Here is a 24,948-nt window from a genome sequence, read left to right on the forward strand (position 1 = left end):
CGTCGGAATGCGCTTTCCGCCCCTTCCTTTGCCACCGCTGTCAACAGGAGAGTACTGTGCCCAACGAGCCTGTCCGCGCCGCTCATCGTGCCGCGCAACCCGCCGACTCAGCCCCAGCTCGGCACCGGCTCCGCGCCGGTGCGGCGATCGCCGCGACCATCGTGGTGGCCTCCCTCATCACGGCGCCCCCCGCGACGGCCGTGCTCGCACCGGCAGACGATGGCTCCTGGCGCTTCGACTTCGGCACGGCGACGAGCTCCGTCGCCGAGGGGTACCAGCAGGTGCTGACGACCTCGCTCTACACGACCGAGGCAGGATGGGGGATCACGCTCCCCGCCGACGCGTCCCTGTTCGACCGCGACCGCAGCACCGACGGTTCTCCGGCGGGTGCCATGGAGGACGACTTCGTCGCCGGCACGAACTGGGGCTTCGCCCTGGATGGCGTCCCCGAGGGCGACTACGAGGTCACCGTCACGATCGGCGATGGGCTCAGCTCGGCATCCGGAACCAACGCGACCGTGACGCTCGAGGACGTCGTCCAGACCCGGTTCCTCTCCGACCGCGGCACGAATGCCACCGCGACCTACATCGCCACCGTCACCGACGGCCAGTTGACGGTCGGCTTCGCCGGGTCCGGACTCGGCGCCTACGTCAACGGCCTCGTCGTCGCACCGGTCACCCCCGATGCCCCCGCCGACCTCGCTGCCGCCAAGGTGGCCTGGAACGGCGTCGATCTCACGTGGACAGCCTCCGAGGGTACAGAGTCTTACCGCGTGCTGCGCGCCGACGTCGACGGCGACACGACCGGCGAGTTCACGCAGGTCGGCGAGACGGTCGAGACCGCCTACCGCGACGAGACGATCCGACAGGGCGCCGAGTACGCTTACGCGATCGTTGCCGTCAGCGCCTACGATCGCGTCTCGGCTCCGTCCACCGAGCTGCGCTCCGGCGTCATCCCCGAGCTCGTCGCCCCCGAGACCCCGGCCGACCTCGCGGTCGCTCAGGTGACCGGGGAATCGGTCGTCCTGACCTGGTCGGCCGTTCCGAACGGCGACGCGTACGTCCTCGAGCGCGCCGGCGTCGACGGCACGTGGTCCGAGCTCGCCGTACTCGAGACCCCCGGTCACACCGACACCGTCGACACCACGAAGCCGTGGTCGTACCGAGTGACCGCGCGCAACGCGGTCGGGTCGTCACCGGTATCCGAAGCCGTCGTCTCGTCGGTGTACGCGGCCCCGGCGCCGCTGCCCACGGGCGACGTCGTCACGTTCGACTTCGGCAACGGCCAGGTCGCCGACGGCGCGCTCGGAGTCACCTCCGCGACCGCTTACGACGCCGAGTGGGGCTACGGATTCTCGACCGCACCGACCGCCGAGGCGCCGGATGTCGACCGCGGTGGAGACGACCCGATCCGCAGCGATCTCGTCGCGGCGACGGGCGCGACCTTCGAGATCGACCTCGGCGCTGGTGACTACTCGGTGCAGGTCGTCGCCGGCGACGCCGATGCCGCGTCGACGACGACGATCACGGCCGAGAGCATCGCCAAGGTGCAGGCCAATCCGCAGGCCGCAGGTGCCTTCCTGGAGATGGCCTTCCCGATCGCCCTCGTCGACGGCCGGCTGACCCTGCAGATCGGAGGGGATGCCGCGGCGCTCAACGCCCTCACCATCACCCGTCTGCCCGCTCGCGTCGCCGGCGCCATCGGCACCGCGTACATCACCGGCGACTCGACCGTGCAGACCTATGACCCCATCGCGTACGCGCCGCAGGCCGGCTGGGGGCAGATGATCGACCGTTTCTTCGCCGACGACATCGCGTTCGCCAACCATGCGATCGGCGGCCGTTCGTCCAAGAACTTCATCACGCAGGGCCGGCTGGACGAGGTGCTCCGCGGCATCCGTCCCGGTGATTACCTGATGGTCCAGTTCGGGCACAACGACGCCACTCAGGGCGTCGACGACCGCTATGCGAGCCCGGCGGATTACAAGGAGTACCTCCGCGTCTACGTCGAGGGCGCGCGCCAGCGCGGCGCGACGCCGATCCTCGTGACACCGGTCTCCCGACGTTCGTTCAACGCCGAGACCGGCGAATTCAACGTGAGCTTCCCCGAGTACGTCGCGAAGATGACCGAGCTCGCCCAGGAGGAGAACGTGCTGCTCGTCGATCTCTCGGCATCCAGCAGGGCGTACCTGAACGAGATCGGACCGGATGCCGCCAAGGCCGTCTTCCTGCACGTCGACCCCGGCGTGTTCCCGAACCGGCCGGCCGGCACAGTCGACGACACACACTTCCAGGAGTACGGCGCGATCCAGATGGCGCGCCTGATCGCGCAGGACGTCGCTCAGCTCGACGATCCGCTCGCCGCGAAGGTCGCCGACATCGAGCCGCCGGCCGCCGTGCCCGCCGCTCCGCAGAACGTCGTCGCCGGAGCCATCAGCAACGGCGGAGCGACGCTGCAATGGGATGCTTCGGCGACCGCCGACATCTACAAGATCCACCGCCAGGCGGTCGCCGATCCCGAGGGCACGTGGGCTCTCGTGGGCATGGTGACGCAGACGTCGTCGATCGTGCAGGGGCTCGCCGAGGGCACCGCCTACCGCTACCGTGTCGTCGCCGTGAACGGTCGCGGCGAGTCCGAGCCGAGCGCCGAGGTGACCTTCACGACCAAACAGGCGCTGTACAAGTACGACTTCCAGCTCGCCGGCAATCCGCTGATGGCCGGGTACACCGAGATCACACCCGATCTCGCGTACACCGAGGAGCGCGGCTACGGCTTCGTCACGGCTCCGGGCGCGACCGCCGGCCGCGACCGCGGCGCGGCCGAGGGCTCGAGCGACCTGGTGCGCGACTTCATCCTGCCCGGCGACAGCGCGACCTTCGCGCTCGACGTCCCCAACGGCACCTACTCGGTGAAGACGTACTCCGGAGACTGGATCGGCTCGACTCGAACCAGCTTCCGGATCGAGGGTCGGGATGCGGGCAGCGGCAACGCCGGGCGCGGCAGCGTGAACGCGACCCTGCGCGGCCCGTTCCTCGTGACGGACGGCCAACTGAACGTCGAAGCGTACGGTGCGGCGGCGGGTACCCGACTGAACGGCCTGGAGATCACCCCGATCCTGCTCGGACCGACCGGACTCGAGGTCGCCGATGTCATCGCCGACCCGACGTCGCCGGCGATCTCGCTGGCCTGGGATGCCGAGGACGGTGTCACCTGGAAGGTCTACCGGTCCTCGCCGTTCGACGCGAAGCCGGTGGGTATCGGCACGACCGACGAGCCCGCGTACGTCGACACCACGGCACGCGTCGGACTCGATTACGAGTACTACGTCACCGCGGTCGACCAGACCGGCCTCGAGTCGGTGCCATCGCCGACCGTCGTGGCGTCCCTCGTCGATCCGGATGCCGAGGCGCCCGGCGCCCCGGCCGATCTGACCGTCGAGGCGATCGCGAAGAACTCGGTCGAGTTCTCGTGGGCTCAGCCGCTGGGCGCGCTCTATTACCTCGTCTTCCGCTCAGAGGTCGAGGGTGAACAGGGCGAGCTGATCGGCCTCGCCGACACCAACCGGTACACCGACACCGACGTGCTCACGACGATCCCGTACTTCTACACGACCGTCGCCGTGAACGCCGGCGGCGCGGGTGCCGCCTCCGAGCAGCTCACGACCGAGGCCGTCACGGTGCTCCAGCGCCAGGCCGAGTACCTGGACCGGGCGCCCGCCGCGGTCGCCACGGATGCCGGAACCCTGGTGTCCTGGCGGATGCTCGGCACCGACCCGGACGACGTGGCGTTCCACGTCTACCGCGACGGGAAGCGCATCACGTCCGAGCCCATCGCCGACTCGACGAACTATGTCGATGAGGCAGGCACCGCTGCATCCGTCTACTTCGTGACGAAGGTGCTCGCCGGGGTCGAGACCACCGAGACCGACGAGTTCGGCGTGCAGGACGGCGCGTTCCGCTCTGTACCGCTGGACAAGCCGGCCGACGCCTACACGAAGGACGGGCAGCCGTACACGTACAACGCCAACGACACCAGCGTCGGCGACGTGGACGGCGACGGACAGTACGAGCTGATCGTGAAATGGGATCCGTCCAACGCCAAGGACAACTCGCAGGGCGGGTACACCGGCAACGTCTACCTCGACGCGTACGAACTGGACGGAACGCGCCTGTGGCGCATCGATCTGGGCGTGAACATCCGCGCCGGGGCGCACTACACGCAGTTCCAGGTGTTCGACTACGACGGCAACGGCCGCGCCGAGGTCGTCATGAAGACCGGCGACGGCACGATCGACGGCGTGGGCCAGCCCATCGGCACCGCCGGAGCCGACCACCGCAACAGCTCGGGGTACGTGCTGACGGGCCCCGAGTACCTCACGGTGTTCGACGGCGCCACGGGGGCGGCGATCGACACGGTCGACTACACGCCGCCGCGCGGCGACGTCGGAGCCTGGGGTGACACCTACGGCAACCGCGTCGACCGGTTCCTCGCCGGCACCGCGTACCTGGACGGCGAGCACCCCAGCGCGATCTTCAGCCGCGGGTACTACACACGTGCGGTGATGGCCGCGTACGACTTCGACGGGACGAATCTGACGCAGCGTTGGGTCATCGACTCGAACGACGCGGGCAGCGAGGCGCTGTACGGGCAGGGCAATCACAACCTGTCGGTGGCGGACGTCGACGGCGACGCGAAGGACGAGATCGTCTTCGGGTCGGCGACGATCGACGACGACGGGTCGCTGCTGTACTCGACCGGTCGCGGGCACGGCGACGCGATCCATGTGTCGGACCTGGTGCCGTCGAACCCGGGCCTCGAAGTCTTCGCAGCCCATGAGGAGATGCACGCGGCGCAGAACCAGGGCGCCACGATGCGCGATGCCCGCACCGGCGATGTGCTCTGGTCGATTCCGGCGACCAAGGACACCGGGCGCGCGGCATCCGGCGACATCGACCCGCGCTTCGAAGGCGCCGAAGGCTGGGCCATCGGCGGGGATGCCTCGTGGAACTCGCCGGTCGGGCAGCTGATGTCCGCCGGCGGCGAGCTGATCGGGGAGCAGATCCCGGCGGCGAACTTCCTGGCCTGGTTCGACGGCGACCCGCTGCGCGAGATCGTCGACCACAGCTTCGATCAGGAGGCGTACCGCGGGTACCCGACGGTGTCGAAGTGGAACTGGGAGACGGGGGAGTCCGAGGTGATCCTCGCCGATGAGGGGGCGCGCTCCAACAACGGCACGAAGGGCAACCCCAACATCCAGGCCGATCTCTTCGGGGACTGGCGTGAGGAGATCGCCTGGCGATCGGCGGACTCGAGCGAGTTGCGGATCTACTCGACCACGGATGAGACCGACCTGCGCCTGCGGACCCTCATGCACGACCCGGTCTACCGACTCTCGGTCGCGTGGCAGAACACCGGCTACAACCAGCCGACGCAGACGAGCTTCTTCCTCGGCGAGGGGATGGAGCAGCCGGCGGCCCCTCAGCTCCGTGTGACAGGAGACCCCACGGGGGCGTCCGACGCGACGGCTCCGGTGATCGACGGTCTGCCGGAGGACGGCTCGCTTCTCGCCAGCACGTCGACGTTCACGGTCGGCGTCACGGCCTCGGATGCCGAGTCCGGCGTCCGCACCCTCGACATCGCGTTCGACGGACGCCCTGTCGCACCCGGCGAGGAGATCGCGCTGGCGGACCTGGTCGGCCCGCACACGCTCAGCGTGAACGCGGTCAACCACGACGGCCTCGTCACGACGGCTTCGGTGCAACTGCTCGTGTTCGATGACGAAGGGGCGACGAAGGCCCCGGCGCGCGGTGTGCTGTCGAGCGATTCCGGCCACGGGGACGGGCTGCACGGCGGCGAATACACCGTGTCGATGAATCTCTGGAGCGGCGTCAACGGTGCTGTGTTCCGGCTGTACGAGAACGGCGAACCGGTGTCGACGAAGCTGCTCGACGTGAACTCTCCGGATGCTCAGGTGGCGACCTTCGACGTCGCGGGCAAGGAGAACGGCACGTACGTCTACACCGGCGAACTGATCAACGCCGCAGGCACGACGGCCACGACGTCGGTCACGGTGAAGGTGAAGGACGCCGCCCCCGCCGTACCCGTGCTCTCGCACGACAACTGGGACCGCAACGGCGATTACACGGTCACCGCGAACCTCTGGTGGGGCACCAACGCGACGACGTACACGCTGTTCGAGAACGGCGTGCCGATCGACGAGCAGGCGCTCGCCGCCGCATCCCCGAACGCGCAGCAGGCGGCCACGACCGTGACAGGGCGGGCCCCGGGGAAGTACGTCTACGTCGCCGAGTTCTCCAACGCCGCCGGGGCGACGAACTCCAGGGAGATCACCGTGACGGTCCGGTAGGCGCCCGGCGGGCGGGCGGGCAATCCGATCGACGGACGTCTCCGAACACTCCTGTAGATGCGGCACCGGGCCGCACAGGAACAAGGAGGTCAATCATGAGCTCTTCCCCGAACCGCCTCGTCGCCACGGTGTTCGGCGCGGTGTACATCCTCGTCGGACTGCTCGGCTTCGCCGTCACGGGAGGCGTGGGCTTTCTCGCCACCGAGGGCGGGATGCTCCTGGGCATCTTCATGGTCAACCCGCTGCACAACGTCGCGCACCTGCTGATCGGTGCAGCGCTGCTGATCGCCGGCCTGGTGTCGGTCCGTGCAGCCAAGACCGTGAACATCGTCGTGGGCGCGGCCTACCTGCTGCTCGGCATCGTCGGGTTCTTCCTCGTCGGCACGGCGCTGAACATCCTGGCGCTGAACACGTTCGACCACTTCCTGCACCTCGCGAGCGCGATCGTGCTGCTGGGCATCGGGATCGCGGCGGATCGCGCCGTCGACCGGGTGACGCTCGGTCGCACGGCCTGACGAGCGGCGTGACATGAACAGCTCGACGATGACCGCTTCGCCGGTGCCCGCTGTGCGCCGGCCGCAGGCAGAGCGATCGGCAGCGGCGGCATGGCCGTCGATCGCGGCATGGAGCGGTGGCCTCATCCTGCTCGCGCTCGGTGCGGGTGCGCTGGCCGCCGGGGAGGGCGGACCGGCGATCCGCGCGATGGGGATCGCTCTCGCCGCAGCGGGAGCGGCGGCGATCGGATGGGGAGTTGCGACGCTGATCCTCGGACGCACCGTCGTCCCGCGGATCGGCGTCGCCGGGGCCATGGCGAGCGCCGGCATCGTGGTGACGGCGTTCGCGCTCGACCCGGTGCGGATGGGCATCCTCGCGGTCGCGCCGGCGGTCGCGATGCTCCTCGTGGCCGGCATCGGCTGCGCGCTCGAACTGCGCGCGCGGCGATCGCGGCCGCACCGGTCCGGCGGCGCCGGGCGTGCACGCCTGGCGGAGATCATCATCGGCGCCGTTCTCGCTGCGGCCGTGGTGACGCCGGCGCTGTCGGCCGTAGAGGCGGGGTACCTCGCCCCTGCCGGAGGAGACGTGGTCGTCCCCGACATCGGCCACCACCACTGAGTCGACGGCCGCGCAGCCCCGCCGCATCCGCACACGCGGGCGGTGGGGCTGCGTTGTGCTTGCGTTGGGGCCGGTGCCGTGGCACACTAACGGAAAGCGTTTACCCCAGCATCCGGAATCGGATGCCGACCTCACGAACGGAAAGCAATGTCACAGGCGACGACCCGCGAGATCGGGATCATCATGAACGGCGTCTCCGGACGCATGGGCTACCGGCAGCACCTGGTGCGTTCGATCCTCGCGCTCCGCGACCAGGGCGGAATCGAGCTGTCCGACGGCACGCGCGTCACCGTGAAGCCGATCCTGGTCGGCCGCAGCGAGCAGAAGCTCGCCGAGCTCGCGGCCAAGCACGGCATCGAGGATTACACGACCGATCTCGACGCCGCTCTCGCCGATCCGAAGTGGGAGATCTACGCCGACTTCCTCGTCACGAAGGCGCGCGCGACCGCGATCCGCAAGGCGATCGCCGCCGGCAAGGCCATCTACACCGAGAAGCCCACCGCCGAGTCGCTCGAAGAGGCGCTCGAGCTCGCCCGCCTGGCCAAGACGGCGGGTGTCAAGACCGGTGTCGTGCACGACAAGCTCTATCTCCCGGGCCTTCAGAAGCTGAAGCGCCTCATCGACTCGGGCTTCTTCGGTCGCATCCTCTCGGTGCGCGGCGAGTTCGGCTACTGGGTCTTCGAGGGCGACTGGCAGCCGGCGCAGCGCCCCAGCTGGAACTACCGCACCGAGGACGGCGGCGGCATCATCACCGACATGTTCCCGCACTGGAACTACGTGCTCGAGAACCTGTTCGGCGACGTCAAGAGCGTCTACGCGCAGTCGGCCGTCCACATCGCCGACCGCTGGGACGAGAAGGGCGAGCACTACACCGCCACCGCCGAGGACGCCGCCTACGGCATCTTCGAGCTCGAGGGCGGCATCATCGCCGAGATCAACTCCTCGTGGACGGTCCGGGTGAACCGCGACGAGCTGGTGGAGTTCCAGGTCGACGGCACGCACGGCTCGGCCGTGGTCGGGCTGTTCGGTGCGAAGATCCAGCCGCGCAACGCGACGCCGAAGCCGGTCTGGAACCCCGACCTGGAAGACGGCCACGACTACGACGCCGACTGGCAGAACGTTCCGACGAACGACGTGTTCCTCAACGGCTTCCGTCAGCAGTGGGAGGAGTACCTCGAGTCCTACGTGCTCGGCACCGAGTACGAGTACGACCTCCTCGCCGGCGCCCGCGGCGTGCAGTTCGCCGAGGCGGGCCTCGCGTCCAGCGCCGAGGGTCGCAAGATCGCCATCGAGCCCCTGTCGCTCTGATGTCGACGCTTCGCCTGCTTTCGGCATCCGGGGAGTTCTCGGATGCCCAGCTGAACGACTCCGGCGCCTACACGCGCCCGACGTCGCCGTTGCGCAGCCGCGTCGCGTACGCGGCCGCGCACGTCGTGCCGGTGGTCTGGGGGGACAACACCCCCGGCCAGCCGGCCGACATCGACTGGGATTCGACGCTCGCGTTCCGACGCAACGTGTACTCATGGGGCCTCGGCGTCGCGGACGCCATGGACACGGCCCAGCGCAACATGGGGCTGGATGCCGCGGCCACCCGCGAACTCATCTCGCGCAGCGCCCAGGTCGCCCGTGAAGAGGGCGGCTCCGTCGTGGTCGGCGTCAACACCGACCACGTGGCCGAGTCGCACATCTCGCTCGATCAGGTGATCGACGCCTACAAGGAGCAGTTGCACTTCACGGAGGAGCAGGGCGCGGGGCCCGTGCTGATGGCGTCGCGTCATCTCGCGCGGGTCGCGTCGTCGGCCGACGACTACCGCCGGGTGTACCGCGCGGTGCTGCAGTCGGCGACGGTTCCCGTGGTGCTGCACTGGCTCGGCACGGCGTTCGACCCGGAGCTCGCGGGCTATTTCGGGGCTGACGACTGGCAGACGGCATCGTCGGTGCTGCTGGACATCATCGCCGAGAACCCGGGCAAGGTCGCGGGCGTCAAGATGAGCCTGCTGAACGCCGAATCGGAGATCTCGGTGCGCTCGCGCTTGCCCGAGGGCGTGCGCATGTTCACCGGCGACGACTTCAACTACGTGGGTCTCATCGGGGACTCGGGCGTCGGCGCGCGTCCGTACTCCGACGCCCTGCTGGGAGCCTTCGCCGCGATCACTCCGGTCGCGTCGGCGGCGATCCAGGCTCTGGACGCCGGAGACACCGCCGCGTACGAGCGCATCCTCGGACCCACGGAGGAGCTCAGCCGCCAGGTCTTCGCCGCGCCGACGTTCTACTACAAGACGGGCGTCGCGTTCCTCGCCTGGCTCAACGGGCACCAACCGGCGTTCCAGATGGTCGGCGGGCTGCACTCGGCGCGGAGCCTTCCGCACCTGGCGCGCATCGTCGAGCTGGCGAACGCCTCGCTCGCCCTGGAGCAGCCAGAGCTCGCACGCGAGCGCTGGCACGGGATGCTGCGCCTGAACGGAGTCGAGCTGTGAGCCGGTCGGATGCTCATCCGGTACAGATGTCGGGACGATTCCCGGATGGCAGGCGAAAGGGCGTCGGCGGTCCCGACATCCGGGAATTCTCCCGACAGGTGACCCGAGCCGAACGCCTGAATCGAACGAACGGACCGCACGCATGAGCCATCCGAAGCTGTCTATCAACCAGGCCACGATCAAGTACGCCAACCTGGCCGAAGCGCTCAGCGCGACGGTCGAGGGCGGCGTCGAGGCGATCGGCCTGTGGCGCGAGCCGGTGAACGAGGTCGGTCTCGCCACAGCCGCCGAGATGCTCACCGATTCGGGGCTGCGTTTCACGACGCACTGCCGCGGCGGGTTCTTCACGTTGCCGGACGGTCCCGCCCGCGCGCAGGCGCTGGACGACAACCGCCGCGCGATCGAGGAGACCGCGACACTCGCCGCAGCCGGGGCCGAGGGGTCGACTTCGATCCTGGTGCTCGTCGCCGGCGGACTGCCGGAGGGGTCGCGGGACATCGTCGGCGCCCGTGAGCGGGTGCGCGACGCGATCGGCGAGCTCGTTCCGGATGCCGCGGCCGCCGGCGTGACCCTCGCGATCGAGCCGCTGCATCCGATGTATGCGACCGACCGGTGCGTGGTCTCCACGCTCGGGCAGGCGCTCGACATCGCGGCGGACTTCGACGCCTCTGTCGTCGGCGCGACGGTGGACACGTTCCACATCTTCTGGGACCCGCAGGTGCTCGACCAGATCGCTCGCGCTGGCCGTGAGGGCCGCATCGCGACGTATCAGGTGTGCGATTGGAAGACCCCGCTCGCCGCGGATGTCCTGCTCTCGCGGCACTACATGGGAGACGGCGTGATCGACTTCGGCTCGCTCACGCGTGCCGTGGTGGATGCCGGGTACACCGGCGACATCGAAGTCGAGATCTTCAACGAGGACGTGTGGGCCACCGACCCGGTCGAGGTCGTCCGGCGTACGGCCGCCGCCTTCGACGCCGCGGTCGCCCCGCACCTGTGATGCTGGTGTCATGACGATCCGCATCGGACTGTGCTCGGTGACCTTTCGGGAGCTGAGCGTCGCGCACATCGTGTCGCTCGCCTCGCAGGCCCGTCTGGAGTCGATCGAGTGGGGTGGTGACGTGCACGTGCCGCCCGGCGACGTCGTGACGGCCCGTCATGTCGCCGCGCTGACAGCGGATGCCGGACTCGCCGTCGCCTCGTACGGGTCGTACTTCCGTGCGGGGGAGGGCGAGGACATCGCCCCGATCCTGGACAGCGCGTCCGAACTCGGCGCGGGCCGCATCCGGGTGTGGGCGGGGTCCGTCGATGCGGCGGACGCCACGGAAGCCGAACACGTCGGCACGGTCGACCGGCTGCGCTCCGCAGCGGCTGCGGCATCCGAGCGCGGGATCGAACTGGCGCTGGAATACCACGGCGGCACGCTCGCGAACGCGCCGACCGCGACGCTGCGGGTGCTGGACGAGGTCGACCACCCGGCGCTGCGCACGTACTGGCAGCCGACGGTCGGCGCGTCCGACGACGTCGCTGTCGCCGAGTATCGGGCGGTCGCCGATCGGGTGAGCGCCGTGCACGTGTTCTCGTGGTGGCCGCGCGCGGAGCGACTTCCGCTGGCCGATCGCGACGGTCTGTGGCGGGAGTTCTTCGCCGCGGCATCCGCGACGCCTGTGCCACCGCAGGACGCCCTGCTGGAATTCGTCCCGGATGACGACCCCGCCGTGCTCGCGCGCGAGGCGGCGGCACTGAGGGCGTACCGTGACGGCGTCTGAGTCGTCACCGACAGTAGGCTCTGGATCATGACCCCAGTTCAGGACCCGCAGGCCTCGCGCCCTGGGCGCGGCGCCACCCCCACGCTGCACGATGTCGCGCGCGAGGCCGGCGTCTCGCTGGCCACGGCATCCCGAGCACTCAACGGCTCGGTCCGCAACGTCAAGGGCGAGAACCGCGAGCGGGTGCAGCAGGCCGCGGCGAAGCTCGGCTACACGACGAACATCCTCGCGCAGGCGACGGTCCGCGGGACGTCATCGGTGATCGCGCTGCTGGTCGCCGACATCGCCGACCCGTACTTCGGTCTCATCGCCTCGGGCGTCGCCCGCGGGGCGGACGAGCAGGGGCTCATCGTCACGATCGCCGTGACCGAGCGCGATTCCGCGCGCGAGCTGCGCCTCGTGCGGGCGCTGCGAGGGCAGCGGCCGCAGGGGCTCATCCTGGCGGCATCGCGAGGCGCCGAGGACACCGCGATGCACGACGAGGTCGAGGCCTTCTCGCGGCTCGGCGGCCGCGTCGTCTCGTTCGGCGGCAGCATCGCGGACGAGCGCATCGTCGAGATCGACAACGTCGCCGGAGCCCGGATGCTGGGTGAGGCGATGGCCGCCCGCGGATACCGCTCCGCCGTGGTGCTGGCCGCAGCGGAGGGCATCCGCACCTCCGACGACCGCATCGCGGGATTCCAGGTCGGATTCACCGCCGGTGGCGGAAACGCTTCACGGGTGTACCGTTCCGGCTTCGCGCGCGAGTCGGGTGCCACGGCGATGGCCGCGGCGCTGGCCGACGGGATCGAGCCAGGAACGCTGGTGTTCGGCATGAGCGACGTCGTCGCGATCGGCGCGATGGCGGCGATCCGGGATGCCGGGCGCGAGATCGGCTCCGACATCGCCATCTGCGGGTTCGACGACGTGCCGGTGAGTCTCGACGTGACGCCGCCGCTCACCACCGTGCACGTGCCGCTGACCGAGGTCGGGTACCAGGCGTTCCGCGCGACGGTGGATGAGGACTGGACGCAGACGCCGCTCGACCTCGAGGTGGTCGTGCGCGAGAGCACTCCGTGAGCGGAGCCTCCCCTCATCGACGGCGCACCCGCAGGATCGTCCTGGGCGCGACCACGGCGGCCGTCATCGTGGGTGCGATCGTGCTCGTGACGAACGCGTGCGCGCCGATGAGCATCGCCGCATGGTCGGCGGTGCCGCAGGCCGAGGCCCTGATCGGCGACCGCGGCGAGGTCTCCGTGCACCTCATCGAGCCCAACATCAATGTCTCTCCACGGTGCGAGCTGCGTCTGCAGATGCGCGAGGACGTCACCGTCGACGAGCTGACGGACGTTCTCTCCCGGGTGGGAGCGACCGACACCGGTGAGCGTTGCCGCATCACGGAGGTGCAGACGGTTCATCCCACCTCGCTCTACGCCGACGATTGGACCGGCGTGAGCACGGAGGGGTGGACGCTGCTGGCCGATCGGATGCTGCGCGACCAGTGGTTCTCCATCTACCGATCGCAAGCGCAGGAAACCGAGCGCGAGTGGCTCCTCACGGTACCGCTGCTGCACGGGACGACCGCCGAGGGCGTCGCCGGCATCCGTGCGGCCATCGAGGGCCCACCGCTGGAGCCCGTGCTCGGCCCGACGAGCTGGGACGTGCACTGGGCGCCGTCGGGCGGCGAGCCGGTGCCGCACGAAATCGCGGTCGTATCGGACGCGACTCCGTCGGCCGCCGTGGCCGACGCACTCGACGACCTCGTCCCGATCATCGATCGCATCACGCAGGACGACGTCGGAGGCGATGGCATCGCGGATCCGGACGACACCCTGTACGCCGTGCGCGTCAGCGTGACGACGACGGAGGGACGCACGGCCGTGGCCATCAGGCTGACTGTGAACGACTGGTCGCTGGACGACATGGCCGCGAACGAGGCGCAGTACCTCGCGGACAGTCGTGCGGCGGGCTACGCCTCGGAATTCCTGGCCGCCCTGAACGCGTCCGAACTCGACCCTGACCGCGCCACCGTCGTGGCGAACGACACTCTCACGTGGGGAGAACAGAAATGACCCGTCGCATCGTCATCGCCCCGGACAGCTTCAAGGGGTCGATCTCCGCCGCGGATGCCGCGGCATCCCTCGCGCAGGGGTGGGCCGAGGTCGAGCACGGGGCCGAGTTCCTGCTGCGCCCGATGGCGGACGGCGGCGAGGGTACGGTCGCGGCGTTCGAGGCCGCGGTCGACGGCGCGAAGAGGCATTCGGTCGTCGTCGACGGCCCGGCCGGTGAGCCGATCACGAGCTCCTGGCTGTGGTTGCCTCCGACTCCGGAGACGCCGAGCGGCACTGCCGTCGTCGACCTCGCGTCCACGTCCGGCATCGAACTTCTCGACGAGCTGCGGCCGTGGGATGCCGACACCACGGGCTTCGGACAGGCGATCGCCGCCGCTCTGGATGCCGGGGTGTCGCGCCTCGTGCTCGGTATCGGCTCCAGTGCGTCGACCGACGGCGGAATCGGACTCCTCACCGCGCTCGGCGCACGGTTCCTCGATCGCGACGGCCAGCAGGTCGCGCCGGGCGCCGCCGGGCTGCTCGACGTGATCTCGGTCGATCGGGTCGGTCTCTGGCCCGCGCCGGACGTGCGCGTGCTGACGGATGTCACGAACCCGCTCGTGGGCGAGCGCGGTGCCGCTGCCGTGTTCGGCCCGCAGAAGGGCCTGACCGATCCCGACGACATCCGAACGGTGGATGCCGCGCTGGCGCGCCTCGCGCAATTGCTGCACCTGGACCCCGAGCACCCGGGGACGGGGGCCGCCGGCGGTGCCGGCGCGGCGCTGGTCGCGTGGGGCGCCACCCTGACGCCCGGCGCGGATGCCGTCGCGGAGCTGATCGACCTGGCCGGCGCGATCGCCGATGCGGACGCCGTCATCACCGGAGAGGGCTCGTTCGACGGTCAGTCCGGAGACGGCAAGGTCCCGTCGTTCGTCGCGGACCTCGCAGCGGATGCCGGCGTGCCCGTTCTGCTCGCCGCCGGGCGCATCACATCGGATGCCGACACGAGTGCCTTCGCGGCATCCGCGAGCTTGACGGGACTGGCCGGCTCCGGCGAGGCGGCGCAGGCCGATGCCGCCGAGTGGTTGCGTGCGGCGGGCGCCGCGCTCGCTCGTGCGCACTTCGTTCTGTGAGCGCCATCTTCGCTCGTTGAGCGAGCGGGGGCGCGGGTCGGGGGCGCGGCGTCAGCCCCCGAGCGCCTCGCTGACGACGGCGCGCGCCTCTTCCTGCACCTGGGCGAGGTGATCGGCCCCGAGCAGGCTCTCGGCATACAGCTTGTAGACGTCTTCGGTCCCCGACGGGCGCGCGGCGAACCAGGCGTGCTCGGTCTGCACCTTCAGCCCGCCGATCGCCGCGCCGTTGCCGGGCGCATGCGACAGCTTCGCGGTGATGGGCTCTCCTGCGAGAGACCCGGCGGACACGGCATCTGGAGCGAGCTTCCCCAGCGCGGCCTTCTGCGCCGGCGTCGCCGGGGCGTCCACGCGCTGGTAGGCCGAGGCGCCGAAGGCCTCCTCCAGCTCGCGGTAGCGCTCGGACGGGCTCTTACCCGTCACGGCGATGATCTCGGCCGCGAGCAGGCAGAGCAGGATGCCGTCCTTGTCCGTCGACCAGACAGATCCGTCCCTGCGGAGGAACGACGCACCGGCCGACTCCTCGCCACCGAACGCGACGGATCCGTCGAGCAACCCGGGGACGAACCACTTGAACCCGACCGGGACCTCCAGCAGGCGACGACCGAGCGACTCGGCGACGCGATCGATGATCATCGACGACACGAGGGTCTTTCCGATCGCGGCATCCCTGGGCCACTCCGCCCGGTGCGAGAACAGGTAGTCGATCGCGACGGCGAGGTAGTGGTTCGGGTTCATGAGCCCGGCATCCGGAGTCACGATGCCGTGGCGGTCGGCATCCGCGTCATTGCCGGTGAGAACGTCGAAATCGGCCTTGCGGGCGACCAACGAGGCCATGGCGGAGGGGGAGGACGGATCCATTCGGATCTTCTCGTCCCAGTCCAGCGTCATGAAGCGCCAGGTCGGGTCGACCTCGGGGTTCACGACGGTGAGGTCGAGGCCGTAGACCTCTTTGATGAGCGCCCAGTAGTCCACCGACGCGCCGCCGAGCGGGTCGGCGCCGATGCGGACGCCGGCGCTCTTGATCGCGTCGATGTCGATGATCGTCGCGAGATCGCGCACGTAAGCGTCGCGGAAGTCGTAGTTGGGCAGTGCATCCCAGTCGATGTCGGAGAAGCGCTCGAACTTCACGCCTTCCAGGCCCGCTTCGAGCAGGGCGTTGGCGCGGTCGGCGATCCAGCCGGTGGCATCCGTGTCGGCGGGGCCGCCGTGCGGAGGGTTGTACTTGAAGCCGCCGTCGCGGGGCGGGTTGTGCGACGGCGTGACGACGATGCCGTCGGCGCGACCCGGCGCATCCGCCGCGAGTGACCGGTTGTGCGTGAGGATCGCGTGGCTGAGCGCGGGGGTCGGCACCCACGAGTCGCGCGCATCGACGCGGAGGTCGATGCCGTTCGCGACGAGCACCTCGATGGCGCTGCGCTCGGCGGGCAGCGACAGGGCGTGCGTGTCGCGGCCGAGGAACAGGGGGCCGGTGATCCCCTGGGCTGCACGGTAGTCGACGATCGCCTGGGTGGTGGCCAGGATGTGGTTCTCGTTGAAGCTGCCGGTCAGTGCGGAGCCGCGATGACCGCTCGTGCCGAAGGCGACCCGCTGCGACGGTTCCGACGGATCCGGGTGGCGGTCGTAATACGCGGCGATCAGTTCGTCGACATCGATGAGGTCACTTTCCTCCGCGGGGAGGCCGGCACGGCTCGTCATGTGAACAGTCTGCCCCCAAACCGCGCACGCGTGCACCTTCGAGTCGACATCTTCAGGGCTAAGGTGAAACGCGTGACTGAACGGCGCACCTACAGCTATCTCGGCCCTGCCGGCACCTTCACGGAGGCGGCGCTCGATCAGGTGGCGGAGGCCAGGGGGCAGGACTGGCGGGCCGTGCACAACGTCGGCGAAGCGCTCGCCGACGTGCTCGAAGGCCGCAGCTATGCCGCGATGATCGCGATCGAGAACTCGATCGAGGGCGGCGTCTCCACGACGCAGGATGCCCTGGCGACCCTCGCGGGGCTGCGTATCATCGGCGAGTACCTGGTGAAGGTGAACTTCGTGCTCGTCGCGCCGCCGGGGACGAAGCTCGAGGATGTCTCGGTGATCGCCGCGCATCCCGTCGCGTACGCGCAGTGCCACGGCTGGCTCGGCGCGAACCTGCCGAACCACTCGCACGTCCCCGCGGCGAGCAACGTCGCCTCGGCGATCGGCGTGCTCGACGGGACGAGCCCCGCGCAGGCCGCTATCGCCGCCCCCGGCATCGTCGGCCACTACGACGTCGAGGTGCTGGCATCGGAGATCGGCGACAACACGCAGGCGGTCACGCGGTTCGTCCTGGTGACGCGCACGACGCTCCCGCCCTCGCCGACCGGCGCGGACAAGACGTCGCTCATCGTCGAGCTGCCGCACGATCATCCAGGCTCGCTGCTCGAGATGCTCGAGCAGTTCTCGACCCGCGGCATCAACCTGTCGCTCATCGAGTCGCGTCCGATCGGAGATGAGCTCGGCCGCTACCGCTTCGTCATCGACGCCGATGGGCATGTGGAAGACGAGCGGATGGCAGACGCCCTGCTCGGCATCCGGCGCTTCAGCCCCCGCGTGGTGTTCCTCGGGTCGTACCCGCGTGCGGACCGGCAGATCGTGCAGTACCCCGACCGCTATTCGGACGACATCTTCGTCGAAGCGCGGGACTGGCTGCGGGCACTGCTCTCGGGCGAACCCGAAGCGTAGACGTCACGCGCCGCGATGGCGCGTGACCCCTTGCGCTCTCCGGTTCAGTGCTCCTGGAACCGCGGCCACGCACTGCCTGGCGGCATGTGCGAGTGCAGCGCCCCCTTGGCGGATTCCAGGCTCGGGTACGTCCCGGTCACGTCATCCGCCCCGGCCATCACGACGACATACCCCTCGTCCTCGTGCCGGATGCTCCCGCACACGCCGTTCGTCCCGTAGGCGACCCACAGTGCGCGTGTCTTCGTGGTGCTCATGGCGCTCCCTTCTCCGATGCTCCTGACCGTACGCCTCACCGCGGGGGCGCGCCAGGGGTCGCGAGAAACCCGTCGCCGCGCGAGAAATCAGCGCGGAGGCGGTTTCTCGCGGCGGAAGTGGTTCCTCGCCGGCAGCGTCGGACGCTACCGAGCGGCGGCGACGAGCTCCAGAGTCTGCGCGCGGCCGGCGGCGGCATCCTTCGGCTCGGCCTCGTAGGCTCCGGCGACAGGCGAGAGCATGACCTCGTCGACCCCGTGCTTCGCAGCGAAGGCGGCGACCTCGGCGGCGACGGACTCGCCGGTTCCGACGAACCAGCGTTCGCGCGCGGCCTGGACGATCTGCTCGGTCGCGGGGTCGGATGCCGCGGACAGCGCCTCCTCGATGGTCTCGAGTGCAGTAAGCGGCTTGTTCAGGCGGAGCCTCGACATCATGCGCAGTTGCGGGAGGGCGCGGGCCTCGGCCTCTTCCTGCGTCGGCGAGGCGACGGCGTTCACCGTGAGGAACGTCCGCGGCGTCGGGTGCTGTTCACTCGGCTGATATCCCGAGCGGTAGAGGTCGAGCGCGCGCTCGAGCCCCTGGCCGGAGAAGTGGTTCGCGAACACGTAGGGCAGGCCCTGCGCCGCGGCGAGCTGCGCGGAGTAGTCGCTGGAGCCCAGCAGCCACACCTCCGGCACACCGGTCGCGGCAGGGGTCGAGCGGACGGTGTACTCGCCGCCGGAGGTGAACTGCACCTGCGCGCCCTCGCCGGAGAGCAGCAGCGTGATGTCCTGCACGTGTCGGGGGAACTGCTCGACGTCGCTCGTCGTGCCCGAGCCGCGCAGCAGCTGCGTGATGACCGGGTCGCTGCCCGGTGCGCGGCCGAGACCGAGATCGATGCGCCCTGGGGCGATGGCTTCGAGAGCGGCGAACTGCTCGGCGACGATCAGCGGCGCGTGGTTGGGCAGCATGACGCCGCCCGAGCCCAGGCGCAGCGTCTTCGTGCGGGCAGCCGCAGCGGCGATCAGCACAGGGGGAGTGGTGGATGCCACAGCCGGCATGTTGTGGTGCTCGGCGAACCAGAACCGGCGGTATCCCAGGCGATCGGCGACTTTGGCCAGGGAGAGGGATGCCGCGATCGCCTCCGTGCTGGTCTGCCCGGTGCGCACCGGGACGAGGTCGAGGACGGACAGGGCGGGGGCGGCGTGTGCAGACATCCCCGAGTGAAACCCGACCGCAGGGGGCGGTATTCCCGCGGTCAGGCGCGAAACGCGCGGAGCTGTTCGACGACCTCGTCGTCGGAGACCTGCGCGAAGTCGATGTAGTGCATGCCGACGGACATCAGCGACGCGGGCGTCAGCACGCAGACCAACTCATCCGCCTCGGGGACATGAGCTGCGGCATCCGGCGGGGCGACCGGCACGGCCAGGATGACGTGTGCGGCGCCTCGCGTCCGAGCGATTGCGCACCCGGCGCGCGCCGTCGCACCGGTCGCGATGCCGTCGTCGACGACGATCGCCGTTCGGCCGGCGAGTCCAGGAGCCGGACGGCCTTCGCGCAGCAGGCCGACGCGGCGTTCCACCTCGCCGCCCTCGCGTTCACGGGCGGCGACGACGGCAGATGCCGAGATCGCGCCCATGCCGATGACGTCGTCGTTGAGCACGGTGGCGCCGTCTTCGCCGATCGCGCCCATCGCGACCTCCTCGTGGCCCGGCACGCCGAGTTTGCGCACGACGAGCACATCGAGTTCCGTGCCCAGTGCGCGTGCGACCTCCGCGGCGACCGGCACGCCGCCTCGAGGGAGTGCCAGGACGATGGGACCTTCCCAGTCGCGCTCGGCCAGCCGTGCGGCCAGTCGCCGTCCGGCATCCTTTCGATCCGTGAACCTCTCCATCTCGCCTCCTGCTCCCGGCTTACGCCCGAGGGCGGCATGGGTCAAGGCCCCGCGGCGGAGTCCTGTTCGCCGGCGAGCTCATCGCGGAGATCCGCGTTCTCGTCCTCCAGTTCGAGCACGCGCCGGATGCCGGCGAGGTTCACGCCTTCGCTGCGCAGGTCGGTGACGCGGCGCAGGCGCTCGACGTCGTCGTCGCTGTAGCGGCGCGTGCCGCCGTCGCTGCGGGACGGGGTGAGCAGTCCCTTGGCCTCGAACAGGCGGAGCGAGGCCTCGGGTACGCCGGACAATTGCGCGGCGACGGCGATGCCGTACAGCGGGGTGCTCGAATCTCGCTGAACCATGCTGAGAATTTCCTCACTCCAACTTGCAGATCATCTCGAATCGATCTATAAAAAATATACAGCTGAATCTGCAGATTATCTGCAGAGACCAAGCTGAGTCACTGAAGACGAAAGGAGAACGCTCATGGCGATGACAATCGATCCCCTCAGCCAGCTCGACCGGTTTGCAGCGGCCGTGCTCGACTCCGCCCGGTCCCCGCGGGTGATGCCGGTGGATCTCTTCCGAGACGGCGACCGGTACGTGCTCTGCGCGGATCTGCCCGGGGTGGACCCGGGGACGATCGACGTGGACGTCGACGGCGGCCAACTGTCGATCCGCGCTCAGCGCACCGGAGACGTCCGAGACGGCGTCCGCTGGCTCGCGCGCGAGCGCAACACCGGCAACTACCTGCGCCAGTTCACGCTGGGTGACGGTGTGGACATCGACGGGATCAGCGCGTCGTACGAGAGCGGCGTGCTGTCCGTCATCATTCCGGTGAGCGAGCGGGCCAAGCCGCGCAAGATCGCGATCGAATCCCGCGACGAGCGCCAGGCCGTCACGGCCTGACCTGCCGCCCGAATCCTGGATGCCGGGGTGGGCCGCCCACCCCGGCATCCGCACCCTGAACAGAGAGGAGCAACATCATCATGGCCGTATCCCCCGCACTCGACGCCTTCCTCGCGAGCATGGAGTATCCAGCGACGAAGGACGACCTCCTCAGGGAGGCCGCGCGAGAAGGACTCGACCCGCGGGAGCGTACGAGGCTGGAGCACCTCCCGGAGCAGAGCTTCAGCGCGCGATGGCACATCCGGTACCACCTCGCGCATCGTGCCCTGGATGACGTCACTGCGGCAGCGCGTGCGCTCGCGACCGCCTGACCGGAGATCCGGATCCGCGAGACCCCGTCCCGCCGACGAGACCCCCGCCGTATCCACACTGATACGGCGGGGTCTCGCCGTTGCGGGGAGGTGCGAATGCTTGCGGATGCATCATCGGACCGGGCGATAGCCTGACCGCATGGATGCCGAGCTGTTCTACGTCCTCGTCGGTGCGATCTCCGTGGCGGCCTTCGCCCGATGGCGCGGATGGCCTGCCCCGCTGCTGGTGACAGTCGTGGCGCTCGCGGCCTCCTTCCTCCCGTTCGTGCCCGAGCTGGAGATCGACGGGCATGTCCTGCTGAACCTCGTGCTGCCGCCGCTGCTGTATTCGGCGGCGCTGGACGTGTCGTTCGTCGGATTCAAACGGAGCCTGCCGCAGATCCGTCGGCTCGGGATCTGGCTGGTGCTCATCACCGCACTCGTCGTAGGGCTCGTGGCCTGGTGGATCTTCCCGTCTCTGACACTGCCCGGCGCGCTGCTGCTGGGGGCGATCGTCGCGCCGCCGGATGCCGTGTCGGCCGCCGCGATCGGTCGGAAGCTCGGCCTGCCGCGGCGGGTGATGACGGTGCTGTCCGGTGAGAGCCTCATCAACGACGCCACATCGCTGACGCTGTACCGGGTGTTCGCGGCGATCGTGGCGGGCGCGACGCTTACCGTCTGGGACGGCATCTGGCAGTTCGTCGTCGCCGTGGTCGTGGGAGTCGCGGTAGGGCTCGTCTTCGGCATCCTGCTGCACCAGTTGCGCGTGCGGATCTCCGACCCGGTCGTGATCGGCACGTTCGGGCTGCTCGTGCCGTTCGGCGCCTACGCGATCGCCGAGCATCTGGGCGGCTCCGGCGTGCTCGCGGTCGTCGCCATGGGCCTGTACGTCGGGTACAACGCGCCGCGGACCGATTACACGACCCGGCAGCAGGAGGCGCCGCTGTGGCTGTCGGCGGACTTCCTGCTGGAGAGCTTCGTGTTCGCCTACATCGGTCTGCAGCTGCCGCGTGTCATCAGTGACGTGGGCAGCGAGTCGGTCGGCGAGATCCTCATGCTCGCCGGCGTCGTGCTCGTGGTCGTGCTGGTGGTGCGTCCGGCGTACATCTACCCGGCGCACGCGTGGGCGATGTGGATGCAGCGGATCCGGCTGCGGCGCTGGGAGAGATCTCTCGCCTCGGGGGACTGGGAGCGCAGGGAGCGTCTTGAGCAGAAGCGGAGTGAACGGTTCGCGGCGAAGCATCCCGAGCGGGCAGAGGCGGCCCGGCAGAGGCGGCGTCCGACCGTCGAAGAGGTACAGGCGCGTTTCACCGAGCCGGAGCTCAGCTGGAAGGACAACGCGGTCATCTCGTGGGCGGGGATGCGCGGGGTCGTCACGCTGGCGACGGCGCTCGCCGCGGCCGACCTCGCCGAGCTCGATGACGAGGCGTCGCACGCGATCGTCGTGGTCGCGTTCGCGGTGACGGTCGGCACCCTGCTGCTGCAGGGGCTGACGCTGCCGGCGCTGATCCGGGTGCTGGGCATCGCGAGCGACGTCGATGAGGAGCAGGATGCTGCGGAGCTCGCCGCAGTGCGGGCGCGGACGCGGCAGGCGGGTGAGGAGTTCATCGAGCACAAGCGCGCGGTGTGGGAGGAGAAGTACGGAACGGCGGACCTCGCCGTGTTCGACAGGTTCGCGAAGCGGATGACGAAGGTCGAGAAGGACACCGACCAGGCGCAGGAGACCGAGGATTCCGTGGCCCGCCCGACCTACGAGGATCTCGTGGCGCTGTCGAAGGGATGGCTGCATGTGCGGCGCGAGATCCTGCTGCAGGAGCGGGATGCCGGAAACCTCGACGAGGAGCTCATGCGCGAGCTGATCACCGCGATGGATGCCGAGGAGCTGGCCCTGGACACGAGAGGCGCTACGCGTCCCCAGTCCCGGGCGTAGCCCCGGCATCCCTCGTTCGTTGAGCGAGGACGGCGGAGCCGACCGAGACGAAACGCGGTCACTGCTCAGGGCAATGACCGCGTTTCGTCTCGCTTCCCTCGCTCAACGAGCGAGGGAGGGTGCTCGCTCAACGAGCGGCAGCGACCTCGGCATCCTTCTCGGGAGCATCGGACTCACCGGCGGAGTCATCCGCGAACGGAAGGCCCTGGCGGGGTGCGTTGTAGAGGTCCTCGTCGAGGATGCCCTCGCGCTTGGCGACGATCGTCGGGACGAGCGCCTGACCGGCGACGTTGACCGCGGTGCGGCCCATGTCGAGGATCGGGTCGATCGCGAGGAGCAGACCGACGCCCTCGAGAGGCAGGCCGAGCGTCGACAGCGTGAGGGTCAGCATGACGACGGCGCCGGTGGTTCCGGCGGTCGCTGCCGAGCCGAGCACCGAGACGATGACGATCAGCAGGTACTGGAAGAAGTCCAGCTGGATGCCGAAGAACTGCGCGACGAAGATCGCGGCGATCGCCGGGTAGATCGCGGCGCAGCCGTCCATCTTGGTGGTGGCGCCGAGCGGCACGGCGAACGAGGCGTACGAGGAGGGCACGCCGAGGTTGCGTTCGGTGACGCGCTCGGTGAGCGGCAGGGTGCCGATCGAAGAGCGGCTGACGAAGGCCAGCTGCACCGCGGGCCACACGCCCGAGAAGTACTGCTTGATCGAGAGGCCGTTGGTGCGGATGATCACCGGGTAGACGACGAACAGGACGAGCGCGAGTCCGATGTAGATCGCGCCGGCGAACCAGCCGAGGCCGACGAGCTTGTCCCAGCCGTACTTGATGACGGCGGAGCCGATGAGGCCGAACGTTCCGATCGGGGCGATGCGGATGATCCACCACAGCACGCGCTGGATGACCTTGAGCAGCGACTCGGTGAAGACGAGGAACGGCTCGGCCTTCTTGCCGGCCTTGAGAGCGGCGATGCCGACCACTGCGGCGACGACGATGACCTGGAGGATGTTGAAGCCGACGCTGGAGGAGAAGGTGCCGTCGACGGCGCCGGGGCCGGTCGAGACCGTCAGGCCGAGGAAGTTCTGCGGGATGAGACCGAGGAGGAAGTTCCACCACGTGCCGACCGTGTACGGGTCGCCGGGCTCGAGACCTTCGCCGGCGCGTGCGCCGGGCTGGATGACGAGGCCGAGCACGATGCCGATGATCACGGCGATGAACGCGGTGATGCAGAACCACAGGATGGTCTGGCCGGCCAGGCGCGCGGCGTTCTGCACACGGCGCAGGTTGGAGATGCTGGCGACGATGGCGGTGAAGATCAGCGGGACGACGGCCGCGCGCAGGATCGTGACGTACGAGCTACCGATCTTGTCGAGCGTGTCGGACAGGATCGTCGGGTTCTCGGCGGAGGCGCCCAGCTGGCGCCCGATGAGTCCGGCGACGATGCCGAGGACGAGGGCCGCGATGATCTGGAAGCCGAAGGATGTCAGCAGCTTGCGCGCGGGGCTGCGGGTATCTGGCGCCTTCTGGGCGCGGGAGGTGGTGCTCATGGAGACTCCGAATCCGGGGCGTGCCGGGGCGCACGCCGATGGGAGTCAACGCTAAGCCTGTCAGCGTATTCCCAGGGTCGATATGACGAACGGTGACGGATGCCGAAGCATCCGTCACCGTTCGAAGAGGTGCCTCAGGGGAGGATCACTCCGCGGGAGCCGCGCACGTCTGGACGGCCTCGGTCATCGTCGTGGAGACGAGGTCGTACGTTTCCTGCGAGCTCTGCTCGTCCTTGCCCTCGGCGAGGTTGGCGAGGTCCTGGTCGGGGATGTCGGAGGCGATCAGTTCGTCCGAGATGCAGTCGACCTGGGCGGCTGTCAGCTGATCGTCCTCGCCGTCGCCGACGGTGATGCCGCCGTCTTCGAGGATCATCGTGACGCCCTCGCTGAGTTCTGAGGTCGAGGGGCGCTCAGCGGCCGAGCCGCCGCACGCTGCGAGGGAGAACGCCAGTGCCGCGATCGGCACAGCGGTGAGGAGGCGGGTACGCAGTTTCCGGTCGCTGTTCATGGCAACAACGGTAGCGCGTTCTCAGCTGATTGATAGGTGTGGGTGGTGGGGAGAAGTGCCCATGC

General features: G+C 69.4%; 21 protein-coding genes. 14 read left to right on the plus strand and 7 right to left on the minus strand.

Going from position 1 to position 24,948, the window contains the following annotated elements:
- Positions 1-56 precede the first annotated feature (56 nt).
- From ACI7YT_RS02765 to ACI7YT_RS02810, 10 genes are all read left to right on the plus strand, one after another.
- The gene (locus tag ACI7YT_RS02765) at positions 57-6,368 is read left to right on the plus strand and encodes a fibronectin type III domain-containing protein (RefSeq protein WP_406248934.1); all 6,312 of its coding nucleotides are present in this window, start codon (positions 57-59) and stop codon (positions 6,366-6,368) included.
- Positions 6,369-6,463: 95 nt separating this feature from the next.
- Positions 6,464-6,883 carry a DUF4383 domain-containing protein gene (locus ACI7YT_RS02770; RefSeq protein WP_406248935.1) on the plus strand — a complete coding sequence of 140 codons (420 nt, stop codon included), beginning with the start codon at positions 6,464-6,466 and terminating at the stop codon, positions 6,881-6,883.
- A gap of 13 nt (positions 6,884-6,896) precedes the next feature.
- Entirely contained in the window at positions 6,897-7,481 is a 585-nt protein-coding gene (locus tag ACI7YT_RS02775) for a hypothetical protein (RefSeq protein ID WP_406248936.1), read from the plus strand.
- Between the two features lie 147 nt (positions 7,482-7,628).
- The gene (locus ACI7YT_RS02780; RefSeq protein ID WP_406248937.1) at positions 7,629-8,789 is read left to right on the plus strand and encodes a Gfo/Idh/MocA family protein; all 1,161 of its coding nucleotides are present in this window, start codon (positions 7,629-7,631) and stop codon (positions 8,787-8,789) included.
- Positions 8,789-9,958: a dihydrodipicolinate synthase family protein gene (locus ACI7YT_RS02785; protein ID WP_406248938.1), complete on the plus strand. Its 1,170-nt coding sequence runs from the start codon at positions 8,789-8,791 to the stop codon at positions 9,956-9,958. The genes ACI7YT_RS02780 and ACI7YT_RS02785 overlap by 1 nt, the downstream gene beginning before the upstream one ends.
- Positions 9,959-10,100: 142 nt before the next feature.
- The gene (locus ACI7YT_RS02790; RefSeq protein ID WP_406248939.1) at positions 10,101-10,958 is read left to right on the plus strand and encodes a sugar phosphate isomerase/epimerase family protein; all 858 of its coding nucleotides are present in this window, start codon (positions 10,101-10,103) and stop codon (positions 10,956-10,958) included.
- A 10-nt stretch (positions 10,959-10,968) separates the two neighbouring features.
- A complete protein-coding gene (locus ACI7YT_RS02795) occupies positions 10,969-11,727 on the plus strand; it encodes a sugar phosphate isomerase/epimerase family protein (protein WP_406248940.1) in 759 nt (252 codons plus the stop codon).
- Positions 11,728-11,754: 27 nt separating this feature from the next.
- The gene (locus ACI7YT_RS02800) at positions 11,755-12,786 is read left to right on the plus strand and encodes a LacI family DNA-binding transcriptional regulator (protein ID WP_406248941.1); all 1,032 of its coding nucleotides are present in this window, start codon (positions 11,755-11,757) and stop codon (positions 12,784-12,786) included.
- The gene (locus ACI7YT_RS02805) at positions 12,783-13,778 is read left to right on the plus strand and encodes a hypothetical protein (protein WP_406248942.1); all 996 of its coding nucleotides are present in this window, start codon (positions 12,783-12,785) and stop codon (positions 13,776-13,778) included. Before ACI7YT_RS02800 ends, ACI7YT_RS02805 begins: the two co-directional genes overlap by 4 nt.
- Positions 13,775-14,890, plus strand: coding sequence for a glycerate kinase (locus tag ACI7YT_RS02810; protein WP_406248943.1), 1,116 nt, complete (start codon positions 13,775-13,777; stop codon positions 14,888-14,890). The genes ACI7YT_RS02805 and ACI7YT_RS02810 overlap by 4 nt, the downstream gene beginning before the upstream one ends.
- A gap of 51 nt (positions 14,891-14,941) precedes the next feature.
- Here the strand turns inward: ACI7YT_RS02810 and pgm are convergent, their stop codons facing one another.
- The gene (gene pgm / locus ACI7YT_RS02815) at positions 14,942-16,585 is read right to left on the minus strand and encodes a phosphoglucomutase (alpha-D-glucose-1,6-bisphosphate-dependent) (protein ID WP_406248944.1); all 1,644 of its coding nucleotides are present in this window, start codon (positions 16,583-16,585) and stop codon (positions 14,942-14,944) included.
- 63 nt (positions 16,586-16,648) lie between these two features.
- Between pgm and pheA the strand changes: the two genes are divergently transcribed.
- Positions 16,649-17,599, plus strand: a complete 951-nt coding sequence (pheA, locus tag ACI7YT_RS02820; RefSeq protein ID WP_406248945.1) for a prephenate dehydratase — start codon at positions 16,649-16,651, stop codon at positions 17,597-17,599.
- A 44-nt stretch (positions 17,600-17,643) separates the two neighbouring features.
- On the opposite strand, the gene ACI7YT_RS02825 is transcribed toward pheA, so the two are convergent.
- The 4 genes from ACI7YT_RS02825 to ACI7YT_RS02840 form a co-directional block, all read right to left on the minus strand.
- Positions 17,644-17,853: a methyltransferase gene (locus ACI7YT_RS02825; RefSeq protein ID WP_406248946.1), complete on the minus strand. Its 210-nt coding sequence runs from the start codon at positions 17,851-17,853 to the stop codon at positions 17,644-17,646.
- Between the two features lie 144 nt (positions 17,854-17,997).
- Complete coding sequence (locus tag ACI7YT_RS02830; protein ID WP_406248947.1) at positions 17,998-19,047, minus strand: LLM class flavin-dependent oxidoreductase; 1,050 nt, start codon at positions 19,045-19,047, stop codon at positions 17,998-18,000.
- Between the two features lie 41 nt (positions 19,048-19,088).
- A complete protein-coding gene (locus ACI7YT_RS02835) occupies positions 19,089-19,724 on the minus strand; it encodes a phosphoribosyltransferase (protein ID WP_406248948.1) in 636 nt (211 codons plus the stop codon).
- Positions 19,725-19,765: 41 nt separating this feature from the next.
- Positions 19,766-20,065 carry a MerR family transcriptional regulator gene (locus ACI7YT_RS02840; RefSeq protein WP_406248949.1) on the minus strand — a complete coding sequence of 100 codons (300 nt, stop codon included), beginning with the start codon at positions 20,063-20,065 and terminating at the stop codon, positions 19,766-19,768.
- A 124-nt stretch (positions 20,066-20,189) separates the two neighbouring features.
- Between ACI7YT_RS02840 and ACI7YT_RS02845 the strand changes: the two genes are divergently transcribed.
- The 3 genes from ACI7YT_RS02845 to ACI7YT_RS02855 all read left to right on the plus strand — a co-directional run bounded on the left by ACI7YT_RS02845 (position 20,190) and on the right by ACI7YT_RS02855 (position 22,832).
- The gene (locus ACI7YT_RS02845) at positions 20,190-20,612 is read left to right on the plus strand and encodes an Hsp20/alpha crystallin family protein (protein WP_406248950.1); all 423 of its coding nucleotides are present in this window, start codon (positions 20,190-20,192) and stop codon (positions 20,610-20,612) included.
- A gap of 80 nt (positions 20,613-20,692) precedes the next feature.
- Positions 20,693-20,923 carry a DUF2795 domain-containing protein gene (locus tag ACI7YT_RS02850; RefSeq protein ID WP_406248951.1) on the plus strand — a complete coding sequence of 77 codons (231 nt, stop codon included), beginning with the start codon at positions 20,693-20,695 and terminating at the stop codon, positions 20,921-20,923.
- A 139-nt stretch (positions 20,924-21,062) separates the two neighbouring features.
- Complete coding sequence (locus tag ACI7YT_RS02855; protein ID WP_406248952.1) at positions 21,063-22,832, plus strand: cation:proton antiporter; 1,770 nt, start codon at positions 21,063-21,065, stop codon at positions 22,830-22,832.
- Between the two features lie 127 nt (positions 22,833-22,959).
- Here ACI7YT_RS02855 and ACI7YT_RS02860 read toward each other — a convergent pair whose 3' ends face one another.
- Positions 22,960-24,375, minus strand: coding sequence for a dicarboxylate/amino acid:cation symporter (locus tag ACI7YT_RS02860; RefSeq protein ID WP_406248953.1), 1,416 nt, complete (start codon positions 24,373-24,375; stop codon positions 22,960-22,962).
- Positions 24,376-24,520: 145 nt separating this feature from the next.
- The gene (locus ACI7YT_RS02865; protein ID WP_406248954.1) at positions 24,521-24,883 is read right to left on the minus strand and encodes a hypothetical protein; all 363 of its coding nucleotides are present in this window, start codon (positions 24,881-24,883) and stop codon (positions 24,521-24,523) included.
- Positions 24,884-24,948: the final 65 nt, after the last annotated feature.

It is taken from the genome of Microbacterium sp. M (assembly GCF_045181065.1).
In the GTDB taxonomy this organism is placed as follows: Bacteria; Actinomycetota; Actinomycetes; order Actinomycetales; family Microbacteriaceae; genus Microbacterium.

What these genes read in the sequence shown, in the direction of transcription:
- ACI7YT_RS02770 (WP_406248935.1), top strand. Translation starts at nt 6,464, where the DNA reads ATGAGCTCTTCCCCGAACCGCCTCGTCGCCACGGTGTTCGGCGCGGTG.
- ACI7YT_RS02775 (WP_406248936.1), top strand. Translation starts at nt 6,897, where the DNA reads ATGAACAGCTCGACGATGACCGCTTCGCCGGTGCCCGCTGTGCGCCGG.
- ACI7YT_RS02780 (WP_406248937.1), top strand. Translation starts at nt 7,629, where the DNA reads ATGTCACAGGCGACGACCCGCGAGATCGGGATCATCATGAACGGCGTC.
- ACI7YT_RS02785 (WP_406248938.1), top strand. Translation starts at nt 8,789, where the DNA reads ATGTCGACGCTTCGCCTGCTTTCGGCATCCGGGGAGTTCTCGGATGCC.
- ACI7YT_RS02790 (WP_406248939.1), top strand. Translation starts at nt 10,101, where the DNA reads ATGAGCCATCCGAAGCTGTCTATCAACCAGGCCACGATCAAGTACGCC.
- ACI7YT_RS02795 (WP_406248940.1), top strand. Translation starts at nt 10,969, where the DNA reads ATGACGATCCGCATCGGACTGTGCTCGGTGACCTTTCGGGAGCTGAGC.
- ACI7YT_RS02800 (WP_406248941.1), top strand. Translation starts at nt 11,755, where the DNA reads ATGACCCCAGTTCAGGACCCGCAGGCCTCGCGCCCTGGGCGCGGCGCC.
- ACI7YT_RS02810 (WP_406248943.1), top strand. Translation starts at nt 13,775, where the DNA reads ATGACCCGTCGCATCGTCATCGCCCCGGACAGCTTCAAGGGGTCGATC.
- pgm (WP_406248944.1), bottom strand. Translation starts at nt 16,585, where the DNA reads ATGACGAGCCGTGCCGGCCTCCCCGCGGAGGAAAGTGACCTCATCGAT.
- ACI7YT_RS02825 (WP_406248946.1), bottom strand. Translation starts at nt 17,853, where the DNA reads ATGAGCACCACGAAGACACGCGCACTGTGGGTCGCCTACGGGACGAAC.
- ACI7YT_RS02830 (WP_406248947.1), bottom strand. Translation starts at nt 19,047, where the DNA reads ATGTCTGCACACGCCGCCCCCGCCCTGTCCGTCCTCGACCTCGTCCCG.
- ACI7YT_RS02835 (WP_406248948.1), bottom strand. Translation starts at nt 19,724, where the DNA reads ATGGAGAGGTTCACGGATCGAAAGGATGCCGGACGGCGACTGGCCGCA.
- ACI7YT_RS02840 (WP_406248949.1), bottom strand. Translation starts at nt 20,065, where the DNA reads ATGGTTCAGCGAGATTCGAGCACCCCGCTGTACGGCATCGCCGTCGCC.
- ACI7YT_RS02845 (WP_406248950.1), top strand. Translation starts at nt 20,190, where the DNA reads ATGGCGATGACAATCGATCCCCTCAGCCAGCTCGACCGGTTTGCAGCG.
- ACI7YT_RS02850 (WP_406248951.1), top strand. Translation starts at nt 20,693, where the DNA reads ATGGCCGTATCCCCCGCACTCGACGCCTTCCTCGCGAGCATGGAGTAT.
- ACI7YT_RS02855 (WP_406248952.1), top strand. Translation starts at nt 21,063, where the DNA reads ATGGATGCCGAGCTGTTCTACGTCCTCGTCGGTGCGATCTCCGTGGCG.
- ACI7YT_RS02860 (WP_406248953.1), bottom strand. Translation starts at nt 24,375, where the DNA reads ATGAGCACCACCTCCCGCGCCCAGAAGGCGCCAGATACCCGCAGCCCC.
- ACI7YT_RS02865 (WP_406248954.1), bottom strand. Translation starts at nt 24,883, where the DNA reads ATGAACAGCGACCGGAAACTGCGTACCCGCCTCCTCACCGCTGTGCCG.